This window comes from SAR324 cluster bacterium (genome assembly GCA_015232315.1).
Classification (GTDB): domain Bacteria; phylum SAR324; class SAR324; order SAR324; family NAC60-12; genus JADFZZ01.
Genome location: JADFZZ010000002.1, coordinates 55,564 through 76,634, shown reverse-complemented (window position 1 = coordinate 76,634; position 21,071 = coordinate 55,564). Strand labels below are relative to the sequence as shown.

General features: G+C 45.0%; 17 protein-coding genes and 1 other RNA gene. 4 read left to right on the top strand and 14 right to left on the bottom strand.

The annotated features are described in order from the left end of the window. Positions 1-87: 87 nt before the first annotated feature. Positions 88-954 carry a hypothetical protein gene (locus HQM11_01865; GenBank protein ID MBF0349744.1) on the top strand — a complete coding sequence of 289 codons (867 nt, stop codon included), beginning with the start codon at positions 88-90 and terminating at the stop codon, positions 952-954. A gap of 247 nt (positions 955-1,201) precedes the next feature. Here the strand turns inward: HQM11_01865 and HQM11_01860 are convergent, their stop codons facing one another. Continuing rightward, positions 1,202-1,582 carry a hypothetical protein gene (locus tag HQM11_01860; GenBank protein MBF0349743.1) on the bottom strand — a complete coding sequence of 127 codons (381 nt, stop codon included), beginning with the start codon at positions 1,580-1,582 and terminating at the stop codon, positions 1,202-1,204. 1,144 nt (positions 1,583-2,726) lie between these two features. Between HQM11_01860 and HQM11_01855 the strand changes: the two genes are divergently transcribed. Continuing rightward, the gene (locus tag HQM11_01855) at positions 2,727-3,419 is read left to right on the top strand and encodes a hypothetical protein (GenBank protein MBF0349742.1); all 693 of its coding nucleotides are present in this window, start codon (positions 2,727-2,729) and stop codon (positions 3,417-3,419) included. Positions 3,420-3,478: 59 nt separating this feature from the next. Here HQM11_01855 and HQM11_01850 read toward each other — a convergent pair whose 3' ends face one another. The 8 genes from HQM11_01850 to HQM11_01815 form a co-directional block, all read right to left on the bottom strand. Then, positions 3,479-4,090: a superoxide dismutase gene (locus tag HQM11_01850; GenBank protein MBF0349741.1), complete on the bottom strand. Its 612-nt coding sequence runs from the start codon at positions 4,088-4,090 to the stop codon at positions 3,479-3,481. Positions 4,091-4,203: 113 nt separating this feature from the next. Next, positions 4,204-4,827, bottom strand: a complete 624-nt coding sequence (locus tag HQM11_01845) for a hemolysin III family protein (GenBank protein MBF0349740.1) — start codon at positions 4,825-4,827, stop codon at positions 4,204-4,206. A gap of 117 nt (positions 4,828-4,944) precedes the next feature. Continuing rightward, positions 4,945-5,565, bottom strand: a complete 621-nt coding sequence (locus tag HQM11_01840; protein ID MBF0349739.1) for a hypothetical protein — start codon at positions 5,563-5,565, stop codon at positions 4,945-4,947. Positions 5,566-5,644: 79 nt separating this feature from the next. Beyond that, on the bottom strand, positions 5,645-7,756 hold the full coding sequence (locus tag HQM11_01835) for an urea transporter (GenBank protein MBF0349738.1): 2,112 nt from the start codon (positions 7,754-7,756) through the stop codon (positions 5,645-5,647). A 39-nt stretch (positions 7,757-7,795) separates the two neighbouring features. Continuing rightward, complete coding sequence (locus HQM11_01830) at positions 7,796-9,148, bottom strand: alanine racemase (GenBank protein ID MBF0349737.1); 1,353 nt, start codon at positions 9,146-9,148, stop codon at positions 7,796-7,798. Between the two features lie 26 nt (positions 9,149-9,174). After that, a complete protein-coding gene (locus HQM11_01825; GenBank protein MBF0349736.1) occupies positions 9,175-10,221 on the bottom strand; it encodes an ATP-grasp domain-containing protein in 1,047 nt (348 codons plus the stop codon). 2 nt (positions 10,222-10,223) lie between these two features. Continuing rightward, entirely contained in the window at positions 10,224-10,460 is a 237-nt protein-coding gene (locus HQM11_01820; protein MBF0349735.1) for a PqqD family protein, read from the bottom strand. A 39-nt stretch (positions 10,461-10,499) separates the two neighbouring features. Beyond that, positions 10,500-11,276 (bottom strand): hypothetical protein, encoded by a 777-nt coding sequence (locus tag HQM11_01815; protein ID MBF0349734.1) that lies wholly within the window; start codon positions 11,274-11,276, stop codon positions 10,500-10,502. Between the two features lie 204 nt (positions 11,277-11,480). Here HQM11_01815 and HQM11_01810 point away from each other — a divergent pair, with 204 nt between their 5' ends. Next, positions 11,481-11,786: a cell division protein ZapA gene (locus HQM11_01810; GenBank protein MBF0349733.1), complete on the top strand. Its 306-nt coding sequence runs from the start codon at positions 11,481-11,483 to the stop codon at positions 11,784-11,786. 12 nt (positions 11,787-11,798) lie between these two features. Further along, positions 11,799-11,977, top strand: a non-coding RNA gene (ssrS, locus tag HQM11_01805) — 6S RNA. Between the two features lie 22 nt (positions 11,978-11,999). Here the strand turns inward: ssrS and HQM11_01800 are convergent. Genes HQM11_01800 through trkA form a run of 5 tightly spaced genes read right to left on the bottom strand, consistent with a single transcriptional unit; the run spans position 12,000 to position 20,998 of the window. Further along, positions 12,000-14,153 (bottom strand): mechanosensitive ion channel, encoded by a 2,154-nt coding sequence (locus HQM11_01800; GenBank protein MBF0349732.1) that lies wholly within the window; start codon positions 14,151-14,153, stop codon positions 12,000-12,002. Between the two features lie 32 nt (positions 14,154-14,185). After that, entirely contained in the window at positions 14,186-17,362 is a 3,177-nt protein-coding gene (locus HQM11_01795; GenBank protein ID MBF0349731.1) for a hypothetical protein, read from the bottom strand. Between the two features lie 35 nt (positions 17,363-17,397). Continuing rightward, positions 17,398-18,198 (bottom strand): response regulator, encoded by an 801-nt coding sequence (locus HQM11_01790; GenBank protein MBF0349730.1) that lies wholly within the window; start codon positions 18,196-18,198, stop codon positions 17,398-17,400. Positions 18,199-18,221: 23 nt separating this feature from the next. Further along, complete coding sequence (locus HQM11_01785) at positions 18,222-19,661, bottom strand: TrkH family potassium uptake protein (GenBank protein MBF0349729.1); 1,440 nt, start codon at positions 19,659-19,661, stop codon at positions 18,222-18,224. Further along, positions 19,658-20,998, bottom strand: a complete 1,341-nt coding sequence (gene trkA / locus HQM11_01780; protein ID MBF0349728.1) for a Trk system potassium transporter TrkA — start codon at positions 20,996-20,998, stop codon at positions 19,658-19,660. Before trkA ends, HQM11_01785 begins: the two co-directional genes overlap by 4 nt. Between the last annotated feature and the right edge of the window lie 73 nt (positions 20,999-21,071).

Sequence of the window (21,071 nt, the reverse complement as noted above, 5' to 3'; positions counted from 1 at the left end):
AACATATCATTCGTGATGAGGATTCTTACAGGGAAATATCAGAATATATCATGAATAATCCTTTGAAATGGGATGAGGACGAATACTATGCTCAATAAATTCAATGAGTCCTCCAGACTTACAGTCTTTCCATTGAAGGTCCTGTTTTTGGCCTCCAGTTTTAACGGATTGACCCAGAAATTGTGGTGTTCGTTAAGACATACCTTCAAAGAAACCCAATTGATGCTTGGGATTCATCCCCAAACCATCCATCACTATCATCCTGATCTGATCCTGTGTCCATTCCTGAAAGAATACATCCCTGATGCTGTCTGGCAGCAATATCCCTGTCTGGTCGTCCATCCCGGTCCAATGGATGATGGCGGACCAAGTTCCTTGAACTGGGCCGTGCTGGAAGGTAGAAGCACCTGGGGTGTGACCATTTTGCAGGCCAACGCGGAGTGGGACGCTGGTTCGGTCTGGGCCTCGAAATCATTGGAACTGCCTGAAGAATCAGTGTCCTTCATTTATCGGAATCAGGTTTCTGATCTGGCACTGGAGTTGATTCCGCAAGCCATTGAACGATTTTATTCTGGCGCAACCCCGTTGCCGAAACCAGCCATGAATTATAAACGCCGGATCAGACATGACGATTTGCGATTTTCCTGGGAGGAAGACACCCACCGCATATTGAGAGCCATAAGAGCCGGAGACAGCCAACCTGGAACATTGGGCATGATTGATCAAACATTGTTCCATTTGTTTGGTGCCCGAAGAGGCGAGTTGACAGGAACTCCCGGAAACATTCTGGAGGAACGCTGGGGTGAAATTTGTATCGCAACCGGAGATGGCAGCGTCTGGATTGCCCGCATGGCATTGCCCGGCGGAGTCAAAATCCGGTCTGCGTCTCTATTGGGAGAAGTTTTTCCTGAAATCAGTCATAAGCAATCCGTCCCGCGTCAGAATGCTCAATGAGGCGCTCCGGCGCAGGTTTCAGAACCACCATGCGCCAACCAGGCTCATCCTTGTGATAGTGCTATTCGGTGGTAGTGGTTCCGTTTGATGTAAAGTCATATAAATCATTGAATTAGGCATATTTGATGGAGAAAAGCATTTTATAATCCAGCGGATAGTCCAGAATTCCCAAGGAAACAGCAGGAACTTGCCGCGTGGTGAAGTGTTTTCTCATAAAATTATGAACAATCCAGTAAACATCCAATCGTTATTGAAGTCTGGACGTCTTTTTAGCATAGGTGTTTGTTTGTCGACGATATCCGGCACAGCGTCTTCGGAGGGAAGCATTGAACGCTTCGACATGATTGGCATGAATTTGCTGAGAATCCAGGTTCTGTTGGGTCTGAGGATGCTCTGGTTGTGGAGCCTGATATTTAGGGCGCTTTCTGCCTTTTTTATGGGACTGGGATCCTTTGTTTTTTACACGGACCTTGACACCTGGAGGTAAGGTTTGTTTCGGACGTCCCGGTTTTCTGGTATGAAGTTGCTGTCGACAGATTTCAAACAGTAAATTGCCATAACGTCGCTCTCCGTCCGTTAACAGGGACAAATCTCCTGTTTTTCGGATCACTTGTTTGAGTTTTTTCATCGCTTTCTTGAATAGTTTCCGATCTTTGCGGCCACATTCCAGGGCCTACAAAAAGCGCGAAGATCGTTCCATCAGGACCAACGTCCAACCTAGAGATTCAGCGGGGAGCGTGTTTTTTCCAATTGTGTCTGATAATTTCGATTAAAGGTGATTTCATGACTCCCACAATAGGGACATTGCTGCTCAGTAAATTGCATAAACTTCCTCTGAAAAAAGGCAACTTACTGATTTATTAATTGGAAAAAGGCCAGACAAAAACACTTTACATCAAACGGAACCACTGCCGATGTTTCCCGGGATGTCAAAAAAAGAGCCGCGCAGGAAGGCGTGTATCTGGCGCTGATTCACGATGACCTGTTTGACTTCAAAGTGCCCGCCCATTTCCAGCCCAGAGCCATCACTGCAACCCTTGCCAATCCGTAGGGGCGAACCTGTGAGTTCGCCCAGTTGTGAAATCCCGGCAAGCGATGTTGCAACCAGGAAATGAGCTTGAAAGTTGAGATCAAAAGAGGCCGATCATCATCGCAATTCCTCAGCTTTTGGGAATTGATAGACTGGGATCAATGCCCGCTTTTTTGAGGAGTTCCAGTAGCAGTTCTTTGTGTTTGTTGTTCCGACTTAGGCCTTTTTTCAGGGTGATTTGCCGCCTAAAGGCCGAACTACAAATCCTCTCTCCAATCGCGTCTTTTACAGGCAAAATAAGATTGTCCTATTTTATCAGAATTACACTATTGCTCTCGATTGTGTTGCTGCTGAATCGCTAAAGATGCGCCTAGACTTTTTGAAAGTGGATGCTACCCTGAGATTTGAAGGGGAGAGACACATGTACCCTGTTAAAAATATGAGGAACAAAAACGTAGACAAAAACTTCGGTTGGCAGGATAAGAAAATGCATCCGTCCACCCTCCGTCCAAGGTCCACTCAAACATAAATCCTTACATCCAATACTTCACCCATGTTCAACAGAACGTCATTCCTGTTTTTCTTATCTCCCTTTCTGATTTTTTCATTCCTGTATGGCCTTTCTGGCTGTCAATCCTCAACAGTCAACCGAAATTTTTATATCAACTGGCTTGGGCCAGCACCTGTCATTCATTCCTGGAATGACCACCTTGATGTCCTTCTCACTCCGGGGGGCAACGGCATGATTCTCAAAGGCAGTCAATCGTTGCTGATCATTGATCCACTCTATTCCAGAGTCCTGAAAAGAACGCTCTGGAAATATGGGATCACACAGCCTGTGTCCCATGTTTTTCTGAGTAGCTCCAGTTATGAACGTGTCAGTGGACTCAGCGATTTTGAAGAATCCCTGGATGTCTTTCTGGCCTCTGACGCTCTGGAACAATTGAAGTTTACTGAGTTATGGCCAGCGATTGAACATCACCGGTTTCATCCTGTGGCCGAGAAAATTGAGTTTGTGTTTGAGCGTTACACGATCACCTTCGAGCCTTTTCCTGTCGCACAGTCTCAGGGAAATAGTGTGATTTATCTTTCAGAATATCAGTTATTGTATACAGGCGCATTGGTACTGACCGGAGAACACCCTTTTTTTCAACAGGATTCAGGAAATCTTGACGAGTGGCTGGGCGTTCTTGAGAAGTTACAACAAATGGAATTGCAAGCGATTGTTCCAGGATATGGGTATTGGGGAACACCGGATAAAATCAGGCAATTCTACCAATATCTGGAAAGGATACAGCGGCTTTGTCGAAAAGAAACAGCCCCCGTGATTGACGAAAATGAGGATGTGCCAGTGCGTGATAATCTTCCGTTTTTAAGCAATCATCTGTCATTGCTGAACGATCTGCGGAAACGGGGATTGTGTGAAGAGGAATGACGAAGGGAATCTTCCGGGAGTGACAATCATCCCGGAAGAATCATGATTTACAGAAATGATCAGGCCGCAAACCGTTCAGCCGCTTTGGCCCAGTTTACTACATTCCACCACGCGGTAATCCAGTCTGGTCGAACATTTTTAAATTTCAGATAATAGGCGTGTTCCCAGACATCAATGGTCAGTAACGGCTTGTGTCCCAAACTCAACGGACATACCTGATCATGGGTGTCGGTAATTTCCAGTTCGCCACTCTTGTTTACTACCAGCCATGCCCAACCGGATCCAAAATGATTGGCTGACTTGGCCGTAAACGCTTCCTTGAATTTATCAAAAGAACCAAATTTTTTATCAATCGCTTCTGCCAGTTTTCCTGTAGGCCGTCGAGCTTCCCCTTTGGGGTTAGGTGACATGGATTCCCAGAAAAAAGTATGGTTCCAGTAACCACCCCCATGATTTCTCACAGGACCGCGCTTGTCTTCAGCAATCGAATCAAGATTTTTCAAAATCTCTTCTATTGCTTTGTCCTCAACACCTGCCGCTTTTACTGCGTCATTCAGTTTGGTGGTGTAAGTTTGATGATGTTTGCTGTGATGGATTTCAACTGTCTGCTTGTCATAATAAGGCTCCAAGCCATCGTATGCATAAGGCAATGCGGGTAATGTAAATGCCATAAATCTCCTTGTATCAGGATTTGATTAAATCATTTTGATTAAAATCGTACTGAATTAGTACCATTACTAATGGACAGGTTAAAGCGGGAGAAAAAAAAATCAAGAAATAAACTTCAGGACAGTGGAATTATATACAAGGTCACAGCCAGAAAATGCAGGATGCTACCGGTCAGCACAAACACATGCCAGACTCCATGATTGAAGGGGAGTTTTTTGATTAGAAAGGGAATAACGCCGCCGCTGTAAGCTAGTCCCCCTGCGATCAACAGAACAAGCGCTCCTGTTGGAACATTTTCTTTCAAGGGTTGATAAGCGATCATAATCAGCCAACCCATCGCCAGGTAAACTGTTGTTGAAAACCATTCCGCATGATTGATAAAAAACATTTTATAAGAAATGCCAAGCACGGCGAGTCCCCAGACAACACCGAAAATGCTCCACCCCCATCCTACTGGCAGTGAAACCATGGTGAATGGTGTGTAGGTGCCGGCAATCAGCAAGAAAATACAGGAATGGTCCAAAATTTTGAATATAGTTTTTTTTCGGGATGCGGGACGTGCTGAATGATAGAGTGTGGAGGCCATGTATAATAAAATCAGGGTAGTGCCATAGATACTGCAACTTACAATATGACGCACATCGCCATACAGACTGGCCAGTGTCACCAGCACCACCATTCCGGCAATACTCAAAAACAGGCCTAAACCATGGGTGATAGCATTGATAATTTCTTCCATGAAAGACTGCCCGGATACTGGGCAGGTTTTGAGTTCAAACATTGGATGGAGCATCATGAATCTCAAAGAGATTTGGATTTTGAAGGGTCGGAACGGGTTCTTCCGGACTGCGGATCATTAGTTGGGGTTAGTCTGGAAAAAGCCCTTGGCGATGATATTTTCGGGGTCAAGAATCAAAAGATCAGTGGCGATTTTTTCTGCTTCACTCTGTTGCTCATTCGTGAGTCTGATCAGCAGGAGTTCTGTGAGCAGAGAGATATCAGTCGGATATATGAGGAGCATTTTGTAAATCACTTTTTCTGCCAGATCAAATTTTTTCTGCATTCTGAGTCCATAGATCAACCGCAGATTTCCATAATAATTATAGTAGTCGGTATTGATTACCTCATACAATTCCTGGGTGACCTGCTCCCATTTCTGTTGTGCCATCAACGGCAGTGTGTGTCCGAGTTTCGCGGTCACAGAATAAGGCGCGGCGGCTATCGACTTCTGATAATGCTCGAGAGCGTTGGCATAAGCGCCCTTCAAGTAATAAATCCATCCAAATCTCAAATTCACGTTGTATCCCTCAGGATACTTCTGATACACCGGCATCAATGTTTTAAGGGCATTGTCATAATCCTGAATTTTTTCATAACTGTAGGAGCGATAATAGGCTTCCTGAATCCAGCTTTCAGCTTGCGCCAGTGAAGTCAATGCAATCATCCAGATCAACAGTGAAAATATACATCGTTTCATGAGGTATCTCTCATCAAAAAAAGTTAAAATTAGTTTTGTAACACTCCAGCCTTGGGTTCTTTAGCAATATATGTGCGAGTTAGCTTTGTTTTGCAAGTGAAGGATTGATTTTTTTTAATTCAATGTCATTGACGCAAATATAATGGAATCCCCGGACCTCATCCAATTCAAGACGTGTTCGGTATTGTTTGCGCCAGATTGTCGATTTCACCAGGCCTTCAATGGTTATTTTATCCAGAAATCGGTAGGTTGCATGAATCTGGCTCAAGCGGTGTGAAAACGAACTCAACAGCAGAATCATGGCTGTTGCTGTTTTCCCGAACATGGTGCGGACATTCATATAATCCTCCCATGCCAGTTTTTCCTGAAAATTCAGCGGCATTCTGGGTATAGCCATGAAGAGAAGCTTCAAATATGGATCATCGCCGTCAATGTGATACAGGTAGAATGTGCCTTCATATTGTCCGAAATACAACTTTGCTTTATCAGACTGGAAATAAAAAGATCCATCCAGAGCCATTTTTACAATCAATGAAAAGTGATCAATTTTTTTGTCGGCTTTCCATACTTCATATTGATATTCCTGATCCAGGATAAAACTGGTTTTTGTCTCAAGCGACATATCTTTGTGTAGCGGTGCTATGCGGGCTTTTTCTGAGGGGAGATGATTGGCATGATATTGATGGTCCTGAATATAGTTCACAAAACTGAAGGGAAGGGTGGTGCTGCCTACTTCTTCAGTCGCCTGAACCTGAACATGGATATGCGGTTGAGGTGAATATCCTGAATTGCCGCAGAGTCCGATATACGATCCACATTCAACCCATGAACCCGGTTTGACCTGAATGGAGTTGAACGCAAAATGTGAAATTTCTACAAAAAATCCACGGTAGTCCTGAATCACAACCAGATTGCCCCAGTTGTTGGTGGAGTCCGTCTGCCCGGGTGCGTTGTCCTGCAGATGGTTTACCACCCGGGTGACGGTGCCACGGACTGGAGACAATACAGGTTTTTTGTAGGCGAAATAGTCTTCCAGAGCCTGTCCTTCCTTGCTGTGTGTATTATTTTTGTCATCTGTGATCACAAAATCATAAGCATACTGCCATGCCCCCTGATGAGTCCAGTTGGTGTTGAACGTCTGCCAGACGGTCCATTCTCCGGAAAAAGGCAGAGACAAGGTGTAACCGTATCCTTGAAATCTTAACTGGCGCGAAAGATAATGGTCCAGGGTTTCTTCAGGCGTGGCCTTGATTTGTCTACTGATGAGCGGGAAGTTGAGAACGCCCAGAACATAGATCAATCCAAGAGAGATGATATTGAATGGCAGGGTGAATGCGGGAATTCCGAAATTGGCCCAGAAAATCTGCATCGCATCCAGAAAAATGGTAGAAATTCCAACAGCAATGATACACAGCACATAACTTTTCATGGATGGAATCAGAAAAACGCCTCCCAGTGCCATTGCGATTAAAATAAAGTTAAAATGATTGTGGTTGGCAAATGCCAGAATCATGGAACCTGTCATGAGTCCTTTGATGACGGTGCCAACGTAATATCCCAGTAGCGAAAGAAAAAACAGAATCCTCGAAGTGAATAAAATCAATCCGGCGAACAGGAGTCCGGCCAGAGAGGAGGACATAAACAGAATGGTTGCCATTGACTGAAGATACCCTTCGATCCAGTACGGTACAGGAATGGAGAATGACGAGAAATCATGAGGGTACAAACTGATTACAAACAGTTCCGCATACTGCCTGACCGCAAGATAGGCGATGGAACTCACAATCACAAACGGCAGGCTCAAAATGGGAAGTTTGAAGTAATACGAAAAAATGTTGGAAAGCACATTGGTGACAATGAAGGTTAAAATACCAAGACTTAGCAACAAAAAAACAGTGAGTGGTCCCAGCCTGAACAGGGCACCGATTGAAAGTCCGACCAGCAGGGCATTGTAGGTATAAAAACCGGAACTCAAAAACACATTGTGAATGCCGATAAATCGGGCAAACAAGTAGGCGGATAATACGGCAATCAATCCGGAAACAGCCGTGTTGGGGCTAATGATTGTCGCGGCAAACAGCAACAATCCGACGCGGGGATTATTCAGAAACAGAATTTCAGAATAACTGTTTAAAATAGTCCTGATATGGGTTTTTTGAATGAAAGGATAAATTACTTTTTGAAAAGGCATTCATGAACCCTTTGAAACAGTGTTCCAGCTCGTTGTGAATTATACAATTTTGAGACGATCCGGTAATTTTTCTCTGCGTTCAATGTCGCTCAGATCTTCTGCTTCACGGATCAGTTCCATTTCTCCGGATTCGCTGATCATGACTGACGCTGGACGGTATTCAATAAATTGCATGGATTGTGTCTGGTTGTAGGCGCCAACCGGTGAAATAATCAGTCTGGTTCCACGGTTAAGCGGTGGAATCATCGTTCCTTCATCAATGGCGTCAATGTTCATGCAGAGCGGGCCATAAATGACAGCGGCTTCGTTCATTCCCTGAACTTCCCGGTCAATTTCAATATTGAATTTATACCAGAACGCCGTGAACAGCAGATTCACTCCCGCATCCGCGATATAGGCTTTTCTACCATCGGGCAAACGCTTTCCGGCAGTGATGGTGGTGATCAGATAACCGGCCTCATCCACAATGGCCCGTCCTGTTTCAAGGTATAAATGGGGCATGTCTCCCGGTTTCAGCGCATGATACAGAGCTGTGGTGATTTTTTCCGCATACACATCAACCGCGGAGAGCGATACTTCTGGCGGAAGATAGGTGCCTTTCAGTCTGTTTTTGGAAGGAAACCCCCCGCCAATATCAAAATATTCGATCCGGATTCCAAATTCATCCTGAAGCTTATAGCCAAATTCTACCATTTTTTGAATCTGCCTGGCATAGGCTTCGGGGTCCATGATGAATGTTCCGATATGACAATGCAGTCCATTGATGATGAGTTTTTTTCCGGAAACAATTCTTTTTACGGCATCCAGTGCTTGTCCTGACTCAACATTGAAACCAAAGCGGGACCATTGCGGATAAATTCCGGTGTTCATATTCAACCGGATCGCCACTGGAACGGTACGTCCTGTGCTCTGGGCAATTTTTTCCAGGTCATAGATTTCATCCAGATGATCAATATGGATCATGGCGCGTTCATCCACTGCTTTTTGCAGAGCCTTGAAAGATTTATGCGGACCATTGAAGATGATTTTATCTCCCTTGACGCCAAGCTTTCTGGCTTTTTCATATTCAAACGCTGACACCACCTCCGCAATGGCACCTTCCTGGTGCAAGGCAGCACAAATGGCCTGAAGATAATTGGTTTTATAAGACCAGCCCAGAGTCACCTTGGGATAGCGTGTGGAAAAAGCCTGATAGATGGATTTATATTGTTCCCGGAGTTTTTTTTCAGAGAACACAAAGAGCGGGCTACCATGAGTCGCAATCAATGCTTCTATGGAGACATTGTCAATGTGGGTTCTGATTTTTCTGGCATAGGCGGGACTGCTGCCAAATTTGTTCATCAACCCGCTCTGGAGTTTGACAATAGACGGTTTTTCGTAAGTTTTTTTCACAAGTTATCTCTGTTGAGCGTTTCTGTTCAGACTTCACCCGTGGTGGTGATTTTTTGAAAGGGAAGCATGTCTGTAATAAGTTCGTAGGTGTACCTGATAAATAATTTACCCGCGTCATAAGCCATGTTTTGTGGAACAGGCCAGTTCATGGCCGAATGGATAAGATTGGAGGGTAAATTGACGCCAAGTCCTGTGGCAAAGTAAGACCATGCGGGAAATCTGGGGTTGATCTCAATCAAATATAATTCATTGTCACGAACGATGCATTCGAGTTCAAAGGCTGATTTCCATTTGTAATGCTTTAAAAAATTTTCAGCAGCATCTTGCATCGCCTGATTTTTGATCGAAACACCGGTCCAGATTTTTCCCAGGGCGGTGATCCACATTTTTTTAATCTGAACGCATCCCAGCGAGTTTCCTTCGCCATCGCCGACGCCAACCAGATTCAGTTCATCCCCCTGAATGATCTCCTGTACGATGACGGGATATCCCCATTCAGCGACAACATGATGATAGTGACCGATGGCTTCCTGTGTGGTATAGGCATAATAGGCTTTGTAATAGACCCCCTTGATCATCACAGGCAACTGGATGGTGTCGAGAGCTTCAACAAGGGCGTCCAGTGAATTGACACTTGCGGTACGGGGACAATGGATGCCGATGTTTTTGGCCAGTTCAGGGAGCAGATCTTTGCCACGTAACTTGAATTGATCCATAGACGGTAAAAAGACGTGAATGCCCATTTTTTCAAGCTGTTCCTGATATTTGATGTAAACCGGAAGTTCCACATCCAGGGTTGGCAGTAAAAAATCCAGTCCATAAGCATGTTTGATATAGGCCAAACGGTCAAACAGGGCCTCCGGATTATTGGAAGGATAGGGAACCATGAAGGAGCGATCAACCAACCAGTCCATATAAATTCCGGGTTCCATGGCATCGTAGCATAGCCCCACGACACGGACATCAAGAGCAGGATCTTCTTTGAGACTGCGGGCCACGCCAACGCCTGGACCAGGATTGTCCACAGCATTCATTCCGGAAATGCCCACTACCAACTTTTTTTTTGTTGTCATGGTCAAACCAATTTAAAAGATTTCAAGTGATCCATAAAATCAAGAATATCTCTTTCTGCGTGTTCATGGGTCACTTCAAAATCATTGATTAGCAGATCAATGATTTGTTCCTGTGGATAACTGGCTTTGAGACCATTCAAAATCACGAGGCCTGATGAATTTACGGTATAGCTTTCGCCGGTGATCGGATCAAAGACAAAACCTTCATCGTTGATGGCAAGTTGGTTGAGTTTGGGCATAATTGGGATCATCTGAAAAATGTGAGAAACCTGAAAATGTCACCAGTATGGATCATACCAGAGAGCTTCAACAAACAGGGCACTGGCCGCATAGGCCCCCATGGTGGCCCAGGGATCGTACATGGGATAACCGTATCCCCCCTGATAATAAGTTGTGGTTGTTATAATTTCGTCATCGGGAGACGTCTGATTGAGTCTTTCGGCCTCCTGTTCCTGTTGTCGTTGTTCTTCCTGACGTTGCTGATTGAGGGCCGCACCCTGTTCAATGATATCTGTCAGAACCTCGTTTCCTGAAACAGAACCATCATCATCTTCATAGCCCAGTTCTTCAAGACTGACCTGATTATGCACAATCGATTCCATTTCCTCAAAAAGAGTCCCCATTGCCAGATCAAATTTCCATTCCGGATTTTCAAAAAACGATTCATCGCTCAGCATGGCCAGAAATACCATCCGATAAGGATCAATTCCTTTGAATTCCGCAACTGCGACACGCAGATCCGTCCAGCGATTGTCATCAAGAAAATCGGTTTCTTTATCCGCAAAACAACCTTCACCCAGATCCACATGAGAATAAATATCAAAATGGGTAGTGTATGACAGTTGTTGTTGAATGAGTCTCTGATAAGTCTCTTTGCCTTTTTCGGTTACCACATAATTTCCATTGGCGCCTATTTCGATCAAACCTTCCTTTTCCATCGTTTGTAGAAAGGGTTCAAGGATCTTGTCATCTTTTTCCATCAGGGAAAGATGAAACGTTTCCTTTTCATTGATTATCCGGTCCAGAAGAATCAAGCTTCCAAACTGTTGTTTCATTGAATCATTCAGGGGAGATCTGTTTGTCTGCGTCATTTTTTCCTTATCGTGAATCAGGTGTTGGTAAAACAAATTGATTTGTATAATAAAGGCTGATAATTTTCGGCACGTTATCTACAATTTGAAAAAAAATAAATTTAAAAATCCCAGATGTTGATTTGAGGCAACATCCCGCCTGTATTACTAATAGCCATATATAATCTCATGTCATCTGAAACTTCTGGACTTAAACAATACACACTCAACATCAATGGGCACCGTTTTTCCGTGAACAGTTCCTATGGTGAGGAACATATTCGTTCTGTAGAATCCTTTTTGAACAAAAGAATGTTAGACATCAATTCCCAGTCTGAAACCTATGGGCCAACCACGTTAGCGCTGTTGGTCTCACTCAATTTGGCGGATGAATTGCTGTCCCTGAAGAACGAAAAAAATCATGTTAAGGGCGAATGGTTAGAAACTGTTCAAACTCTTTGCGAGCGGCTTGACAAAGCTCTTTTGAGTCGCTAAGCTTCAAACAGTTTATCCCTGTAATTCTCGTGAGGTACTGACTTTTGCACCTTTTTTATTACTTCGGGGTTTGTCCCTGAGGACGGTGTGCAGGCCTTTCTCGTAAAAGGAAGCCTAATGTCTTTACACGTTACCCCACCTGGTTTAACCAGGTACAAAAGTAACAATACACACGGCTTTATGGGGATATCCTACTCCTTTCCCAAAGCTCCTCTAATGATAAATCTTTTCAAACAATAAGCCGGTTGCCTCAAGCAGAACAGCGTCATTAGGCGCCAGGATGGAAGATGCTTCTTCAACCAGAAGAGCGAGGTCCAGAATTTCCTGAGAGTCAGGCGATGGGCGATCTGTCATTTGATCCAACCTTGCCAGCGCATATTTCAGTTTACGAACCAGCACCGCATTGTTGTCCTCCGTATCCGTTTTTTTAGCGGCACCAAACCATAGTTCATCGTCATCCTCATCCGGATCAAGAAGCAATTTTTCTGTGGACGAACCATTGTCAGGAGAAATTGAGTCGATATTTGTTACTACCGGGGACATTTCTTCAAGAGCATCTCTTGCAATCTTCTCATCGTTTTGAAGCTCATCCTCCTGATTCGCCTCTTGATCAATCAAATGCCCACTTTCTTTCTCATCAACATCATTCTCCTCCAGAATCTCGTTCTCAGACTCAGGTTGTCGCGCATCTTCCAACGCAGTTTGTTGTTCTTGAATGTCTTCTGGTGGCTGTTCTGCGTCAGCAACGGACTCCTCCAGAAATTCACTCAGGTCCTCTGATTCAGGTTGCTGTTCTCGAGTGTCTAAAGATTCGAAGGGCTGGTCATAAGTCTCTACGGGAATACGGGATGTCTCAAACTGTGCGGTAGAATCAACCGGGTCTGACAAAACATCACTGAGATCTTGAATATCCGTTGCTTCATGGGGCTGTTCCCGGGAGGCGGGGATGGGTTCCCGGGATGATGAGTCTTCAGGAACGGAAAAATCGTCCGCGTTCTTTGCTGAATCCATAGCTGGTTGGTGTGGAACCAGTGTGGTTTCTGTTGAGGGAAGTATTTCATTTGGCTGGTTGAGCATTTTTGTCTGTAATTTTTCCAGAGCAAGCATTGCCATGGAAAGCACCTGCTCATCACCGGACATGATCAACTCATTCAACTGGTCAATATTCATCTCATCTATCAATTCCTGCGATAATTTTCCTGTGGGCAGGGATTCTTTTGTTGAAGGTGGGCGGTCAGAGGCCTGCGGACTAACCATGTTCTTTCTTTTTTCCAAGGCGACCATCACCAGGTTGATGATCGTTTCATTTCCCGACATGGAGAGTTCGTTGAGTTGATCCAGATCCATCGCGTCAACTTCTTCCTGTGTTGGTAGTTTAAGCATTATGGTTTCAGGGGGATCTTCGTCATCGTTAAAAAACTCAATTGTGGAGGCTTCCTGATCTTCTTGTTGAGTCATTTCTGCTTCATCGTATCCTTCGGAGGTCTGGAATGACGGGGCTTTTTCTGAAAATCCACCTTGGTCAGGTCCCCACGATGGATTGAGTTTTATGGGCTTCCAGCTAATGTTCTGATCTTCTGTTTGTTGTTGAGAGATCGTGCTGAGGAGGCTGGTTTTTTCTGATAATTCCTTGAGAATAAAGGTGCGATAGGGGGCAACATACTGTTTTCGTGTTGTGTAGCAATCACAGCGTATCCAAACCTTCCCCTCTTTCAAATCAGCACTGACTTTGGGGGGGTGTTCAAGAGAGCGATAGGCGGAAAGCAGTGCGATTTCCTGACAGTAATCCAGCAATGCACCCAGATTGAGTTTGGTCAAAACCGGAAAATCAATCATGAAGTGATACAGTGTATGGTCTTTTTCATGATGCGCGAACACATCAGAGAATATTTTCCGGTTGGGAATCACAATTTTTTCACCATGAATTCCGCGCAGTACCAGATGGGTCATTCCTTTTTTTATGATGGTGCCCTGTTGCCCCAGAACATCCACATCATCTCCCAGTTCTACTTTCATGGAACGCTGGACCGAAGGATAGGACAGTATATTGACCAGGATCTCATGAAAAGCGAGACCAAGGCTGATCAGCAGTGCTCCGCCAAACACAAAAACCATGATCCAGTGCGTTTCAAGAAAGCCCAGGATGACTGTCAGAATCACCAGAAGAATGCCACTGCGTTCCAGAAAACGGCTATAATCAGGATACCAGCGGGCATATCCCGGCAAAAACAGGGTCAGTCGTCGATGCCACCACCGGACCACAATCACCAAAATCGCGACGCCACCACAGATGAGTAGCATTTGCAATAAATTGTCGAACCATGCTGTGTCAAACAATTCTTCAAAAATTCCGGATAATTGATTCATAAATGGTTCATTGGTTGAAAACGAAAGCTCATTCATGTCAACAGCATGGCCTCATGCAATAGTTGATAAATCATCTGGTACGCATTGGGGTTCGCGCTGAACACAGTGACATGATTGTATTTACGAATAATGATCAAACCCATCATTTTAAGTTTATCCAGACATATTCTGAGATATTTGGATGAAACTACGGCAGGCCGCAGATGATAAGCTCCGACAGGTCCCTGGGTTAAAATAATTCTTAAAATCAACAGTTCATCTTCTTCAAGTTCGGGCAGCACAAGCTGTTTTTGAAATGGCAGGAGCAACATGGTTCCTGAATCAACCATGCGAATCTGTTGCATCCATAACTGAATTGCCAATGCGGGATTTCCACCTGATCGGTGTTCAAGTTCATTGATAAAACGCCACATCAGCCATTTTTGACAATCTACGGGCCGCAGACGATTGAACCAATAATAGGGGATCGTTTCCGGAGGTTTGTATTTGAGTTGCAATCCTACCACATTATGACGCCGTTGCAGCATATCATGGATATTTTTCTGATCCATCGGCGTGAGCCGGATCACATGCGTGAATGCGCCACTGATCTGTTCCAGTAAAGAAATGGTCTTCCATGTGAGTTCATTGATGGAAACTAGCCAGAATATTTTTCCGGTGACCTGCTGAAGCCATGAAAAAAACCGTTTAAGATGTTCCGCACCACCCGCGCTTTCGATGTAACACGATTCAATACCTTCCAGAACAACAATTTCAAAGCGGTCAATCTGGACTTTGTGCAACATTTTATCCAGGGAAAAAGACTGGTTGTTCATCATGGCCATGATGCCTTCATCCGTGAGGGTGAGTTGTACCCTGATGTGAGACCGGTTTGTTTTTTCATAGAGAAAGTACTGGATCATGCTGCGCCGTCCAAAGCCCGGTTGGCCTACCACCGCAGTCACAGTGCGTTCCGCTTTATTCTGACCATGCCATATTCGCATGAGTTGATGCAGTTCCTCACGCTCTATGAACAAACTGGGCACTTCCAGAGGCTCAATCATAAACACGCGTGAATAGTAAACTGGCGCGGCGGATTCCAGCGGTTTTTCCTTTTTCCGGAAATAAAAGAATATCTCATCCAGATGTGTTTTTGCCTGTTCCAGGACACTTGAAAATTGTCGGATCCTCGGAAGTTTCAATAAAAAGTTGACTTGTTTCAGTTTGATCAGGGTTCTAAGAGCATTGGCCAGAAAGCCTTCGCCTTCGTTGGCGATACGTGTCAGTTTTTCGCGTAATCCAGGATCAAAAATGACGTTTTCCAGATTGATCAGGCTTTCCTGCACACAGCGAAGCGTGTTTTTTTGAAATAATGGAAATTCTTTTTCCAGTTCCTGATGAATATTTTGAAAATGTTCCAGGGTTGGCGTGATGACATCCGTCAATTCTTTATACAGTTTGTTCCTGTTTGACTCTTGCCAGTCTGTAACAGGATCAGAATGCTCATGTCTCAAGGAATAAAAACTGAACTGAATGAATTGTTCCTGCTGGTCGGCCTGATTGGACCAGGCCTTGATATATCCCAACCAGCGCTGATGAAACTGATTCAGCGAGTCATACAGATTGGTGTAAAGATAATTTTCAACGGTGTATCGGAGCGGAAAACCTTCATCAATTTCAATTTTTTTATTGGTCCAGGACCAAAGTTTGTCCAGATGGACAATGTTGGCGTGTTCCGGCAGTTTCTGTGAGATCTTGGCATATTTTCCCAGCACCAGATCGACCAGATTATTGGTTCGTGTGTTGGCGTCTATCTGGGAAAAAACATTGCGCAGACGTTCCACTGAGGCATAACAGGTGGTCTGAACCTTGTTCATGGAATAAGAGAACATATGCTTGTTCATCTTTTCCCATTCTGTTTCACGATCAGGAATGCATTTCTGTACTTTCAGGCTCGAATCATCCAGTTGTTTGATCAGGCGTTCATATTGCCGTTGAACCAGAACCAGATCGTCTTCAATCAGTTTATAGGCATCACGTTGAATCTGAACAAATTGTAACCGGATATAAAAATCCTCGAGAGCGTATTCAAGAGCTCTGGAATATTGTTCCAGGCTTTCCTGATTTTCATTCAGGAGTTTGTCCAGTCCCCTAAGAAGTTTGACGGTTCTAATGCTTCGAGAAGAAGTCCATGGCAAAACCGCTTTTTGAAGCTCTTGCTCAAACCCTGAATAAATATACAGCAGATGCCCGCGGTGCACTGATTTCAAATGGTCCGCAAGTTCCTGGACATCACCAGTCATTTCCTCACGGATGTAGGTCAGATCCTCCCCCGGTTGGACACTGAAAAGGCGCTGAAAGGATTTGAGAAAAATGAAATAGAAGTCACCGGCATCTCGAAGTGTTCCCTGCATTTGCAAGGCGTTTTCATAGCGGAGCCAGTAGATGCCAATGGCTCTGAATCTCACATTTTTACGCAATTGACGGATATTTTTCCTGAGCAACTCCTGATTGTGCCGATACCATTGCCAGATTCGTTTTTGCCACCATGAACCAGTCCCCAACCGGTTTTTCAGATATTGTTCCGGCATACCACCTTTCCAGAACATCCATAAATGGGCAAATCGGGGCGCCTGATCAAAATGACGGCGGATGATTTCTTCAGGCGATTTTAAATCGAACAGAACAGGAAACGAACCGGGTAACTGCTGGATAGGCGCAAAACATTCAAGGTATTGTGCTACAGGATTTTGCTGGGTGATGGCATAAAAATGTCCCAGTAACCGTGATGTGATGTTGTGACTGTCCTGTTGAGGCCAAACATCCGGAAGTTCCTCAATAATTCGCAATAATTCTTTTTTTGTATGGTCAATCCACTGATCCGCCTGTTGCGAGGCCTCCAGTATCGTTTTGAAAACGGTTTCAAAAGAACGGTACATGCGGTCCATGTTCCAGTCTGCCATTACAAATTCAGCAGGACGGACATAGATGGGAACCGGTTTCGAGGGGGCTTGTCCAGACGCGGCTGAAGCCATAGCTGGAACATTTCCTGCGGATTGCATGATCTCTGAGAGAAGGCCCTCATTTGTGACCGGTGACATTTCAGCCAGCAAATCGCTTATCAGATCAGATTGTGTCTGATCCTGGTCCGTAGCGGAGGTTTCCCTCAGCAGTTCTCGCATCAAATCAGCTTGTGGATCGAATCCTGAATTGGATGATTCCGGACTCATGGATTATTCTCCCCTTGTGAAATGGTATCTATGGGTCATACGGACCCGGACAGCAGTGTTCGGATATGCGGAAGCAACATTGCTGAAATGTCTTTTTTCAGAAGAACTTTGACATTGTTATGCTGATGAATCCGGTCCAGTTTTTCTTGTGAAACTTCGACAGAAGTCAGCAGGATAATAGGCAACTCAGGATAATCCCGTGAAAGGTCTTCCAGAAACCTCAATCCGGGATAATACCGATTAAAAATGTCCAGAATCGTCAGATGAATCTGATATCGCGTCCGCAAAGCCCGCTGAATCATGGATAAGCCTTCCTGGCCACTGTTCACACTACAAATCCTGTAATTATTACTGATCAGAATGTTTTCTATTTCCATTCGTTCATTGCTATTGTCGTTTACCAGCAGAATACCTGTTCGTTCCACCAGTGACATGGCGACCAGCGACACGAACTGGTTGATATCGCCTTTAAGAAATTCATCAATATTTTCCGGAACAGGAAACGTCTGGATATAGGGGTCCTCAGGAAGGAGTTCCCAGACACGGTCTTCATTGCTGGTTAAAATCAGAATATTGCTGGAATTATGTTTTTTTCTCAATCGGACAATAAATGGAATGTTATTGCGTGATTCCAGATATTCGTTGCATACAATCAGGTTGACTGGCACATACTCCAGAATATTATAAGCCTCCTCTTGCGTGGTCGCGCAGTGAACCTCAAAGCCTGAAAATTCAAGATGTTCTTCATAAAAACGTCGCATGACTTCATTGCCTTCGAGCAGAAGCACACGGTCGTTATAAATGCTATTGATTAAATTGGCGGCACTCAGGGCCATGATTCCTCACTGAGGCTTAAGAATTAACGTTTCCAAAACTTCCAGTGGAGCAATCCCAGAAGAGTAAAAAATTCAAGACGTCCCAGTAGCATAAGAAACGCAAGTAAAATTTTGGCAGGTGAACTGAAATGGGCAAAATTTTCTGTCGGACCAATGGTTCCAAATCCCGGCCCGACATTACCGACTGCGGTCATGGCGGCTGTCATGGATGTCAGCATGTCGTGTCCTTCCAGCCCGAGGCATAAGGCTCCGAACGTGATAAACGCGAAATAAACACCGACAAACGCCAGAACAGTACGAATCAGGTCATTGGAAATAATGGTGTTACCCACGCGTATTTTGCTCACCAGGGATGGGCGGAAACTGAGTTCCAGTTCATGAAACAGAGTTTTTCCAATCAGAACGATACGGAACAGTTTGATGCCGCCTGCTGTTGAACCGGCACACCCTCCAGTGAATAACAGAAAAAACAGCACCAGATGAGTCGCGATCGGGTATAACTCATAATCATCGGAGGCAAACCCAGTGGTTGTGATCAGTGCGATGACCTGAAAAAGAGCTGATCGAATGGCTCGATGGGCATCATAGCCTTTTTCCAGAAACAGCATCAACGCGATGAACCCGGCGGACAGCAGTGTCAGAATCGCGTAAAACCTAAGCTCAGCGTCTTTCAACACACTACGCCACTGCTTTTTTGTGAGCATGTAGTATAAACCGAAATTGGCTCCAGCCAGAAACATGAACACAATAATAATCCATTCAATGGTGGGAGAGTTGAAATAGGCGATACTGGCATTTTTTGTGGAAAATCCTCCAGTCGCCATGGTCGCAAAACTATGGGTGAGCGCATCAAACCAGGACATGCCGCTGAACCACAACAGAAGGGCTTCCACAGCGGTCAACAAAAGATACGTGTACCACAAATTACGTGAGGTATCCTTGATTTTGGGGGTTACAGATTCAGTGATTGGCCCCGGAACTTCCATTTTGAACAGGTTTTTTCCACCAACGCCCAAGGCAGGAAAAACGCTCACGAACAACACAACAACACCCAACCCGCCAATCCAGTGAGTCAAGGTTCGCCAGAAATGCAATCCTTGCGGTAGACCTTCGATGTCAGACAAAATAGTGGAACCGGTGGTCGTGAAGCCTGACACGGATTCGAACCATGCATCAGCAAAACTGGGGATGGCATGGCTTTCCCAATAAGGGAGGGCGCCAACCATGGAAAGAGCAAACCACGAATAAGCGACAATCGCCAGGGCGTCTCGGGGCATCAGAATTTTGGGAGCGCCTTTGCCAATTCTGCGGAAAACTATGCCAATCAAGGCTGTTGCGATGGAGGTAAAGATAAAGTGTTTGCCCAGTTGTTGATCCCAGCACCAGATCAATGGCGGTAATAACAGAAGGGCCAGCAACAAGTGTAATGTGCCACAAATACTAAAAAATACTTTAAATGTCATAATCCCAATAATCGTTGCATTGCTTTTTTAACACGGGTCGTGACCATGACCACGACATGATCGCCTGCGCGTAACTGATTGTCACCATGAGGCATGAACACCTGATCATCGCGTTTCACGCCGCCAATCAAGGCCCCTACCGGCATGATGATTTCACGTAGAGGCGATTGGGTAATAGGCGCGTTTTCAGGCAAAACGACCTCAAATAATTCCGCGGCGCCATTCTCCAGAATCCGTAAGCCCTTATAAAGTTCTCCCTGAACAAAACGCATGATTTCATCACCAGTCAACTTGTTGGGACAAATCAGACGATTGATTTCCAGTTGTTCAAAAATTGAGAGTCGGTTCACATCACGCACCAACGCGATGATATGGTCTATATGCTGTTGTTTGGCGACCAGCGACATGGTCAGGTTGAGCGAATCATCGGGACTGCACGCCAGAAAAGTGCGGCATAGATCAATGTTTTCCTCCTGAAGTTTTCTGGAATTGGTGCTGTCTCCCTGGATGACAGAAATCTGGGGGAATTCCTCAGCCAGGCTTTCACAGACAGATCGTGACTGCTCGATGATCTGAATTTTTGAATGCAGGTTCTCCATGAGTCCCAAGGTCATCCGACTACTGGGGCTCAGTCCGCCAAAAAAGATTTTGTCCCGATGTTCCTTGACCAGATGACCGTGTTCCATCACATGCTTGTGGATGCTTTCAGACAAACCAATCAGCATGAGCTCACTGTCCTGGCGGATCATGGTTCCACCCCGTGCCATTTGAAAAGCGCCTTTTTCGATGACGGCGCCGATCATGATGTCTTTCGGCAGTTTGATATCCTGAATGGCATAACCGATCCATGAAGACCCGGCCGACAGTTTCATGCGTGCGGCTTCCACTTTTCCACCGGCAAACTGATAGACCGAAAGGGCACCGTAACTGCGGATGAGCCGGTTGATTTCCTGAGCGGTGAGACTTTCGGGAGAAATCACCATATCGACTCCCAGAAAATTATCGTAGGAGCCTTCCTGGGTTTTGAAAAATTTGTTGGATCCGATCCGGGCAATGGTCCGCTTGATGCCATATTTTTTTGCCATCATGCAGGCTACCAGATTTTCCGCGTCGTTACCGAGCACCGCGATAAACAGGTCATTGGCAATGGTGCTGGCCATTTCATAGGCATGACAGGATAGTGCGGATTCATTGATCACCATGACATCAAAATTGTCCCGGACCTCTTCACCAACAGCCGGATCGGATTCAATCACCAGAATCTGCGCATTGATCTTGGTCAACTCGGACAGAAGATACATGCCGACAGCGCCGCACCCACACAAAATTACGTTCACAACAGTTCTCCTGATAAAAATTCAAGTGGATCAAACATCATTCTGCTAGTTCCATAACACATGGACTCTGTGT

Bases quoted from the DNA above. Each gene is read 5' to 3' on its own strand.
- HQM11_01820 (MBF0349735.1), bottom strand. From the start codon at position 10,460: ATGCCCAAACTCAACCAACTTGCCATCAACGATGAAGGTTTTGTCTTT.
- HQM11_01855 (MBF0349742.1), top strand. From the start codon at position 2,727: ATGATTCTCAAAGGCAGTCAATCGTTGCTGATCATTGATCCACTCTAT.
- HQM11_01815 (MBF0349734.1), bottom strand. From the start codon at position 11,276: ATGAAACAACAGTTTGGAAGCTTGATTCTTCTGGACCGGATAATCAAT.
- HQM11_01850 (MBF0349741.1), bottom strand. From the start codon at position 4,090: ATGGCATTTACATTACCCGCATTGCCTTATGCATACGATGGCTTGGAG.
- HQM11_01790 (MBF0349730.1), bottom strand. From the start codon at position 18,198: ATGGCCCTGAGTGCCGCCAATTTAATCAATAGCATTTATAACGACCGT.
- HQM11_01865 (MBF0349744.1), top strand. From the start codon at position 88: ATGCTCAATAAATTCAATGAGTCCTCCAGACTTACAGTCTTTCCATTG.
- HQM11_01860 (MBF0349743.1), bottom strand. From the start codon at position 1,582: ATGAAAAAACTCAAACAAGTGATCCGAAAAACAGGAGATTTGTCCCTG.
- HQM11_01785 (MBF0349729.1), bottom strand. From the start codon at position 19,661: ATGACATTTAAAGTATTTTTTAGTATTTGTGGCACATTACACTTGTTG.
- HQM11_01795 (MBF0349731.1), bottom strand. From the start codon at position 17,362: ATGAGTCCGGAATCATCCAATTCAGGATTCGATCCACAAGCTGATTTG.
- HQM11_01810 (MBF0349733.1), top strand. From the start codon at position 11,481: ATGTCATCTGAAACTTCTGGACTTAAACAATACACACTCAACATCAAT.
- HQM11_01845 (MBF0349740.1), bottom strand. From the start codon at position 4,827: ATGGAAGAAATTATCAATGCTATCACCCATGGTTTAGGCCTGTTTTTG.
- HQM11_01840 (MBF0349739.1), bottom strand. From the start codon at position 5,565: ATGAAACGATGTATATTTTCACTGTTGATCTGGATGATTGCATTGACT.
- HQM11_01800 (MBF0349732.1), bottom strand. From the start codon at position 14,153: ATGAATCAATTATCCGGAATTTTTGAAGAATTGTTTGACACAGCATGG.
- HQM11_01825 (MBF0349736.1), bottom strand. From the start codon at position 10,221: ATGACAACAAAAAAAAAGTTGGTAGTGGGCATTTCCGGAATGAATGCT.
- HQM11_01835 (MBF0349738.1), bottom strand. From the start codon at position 7,756: ATGCCTTTTCAAAAAGTAATTTATCCTTTCATTCAAAAAACCCATATC.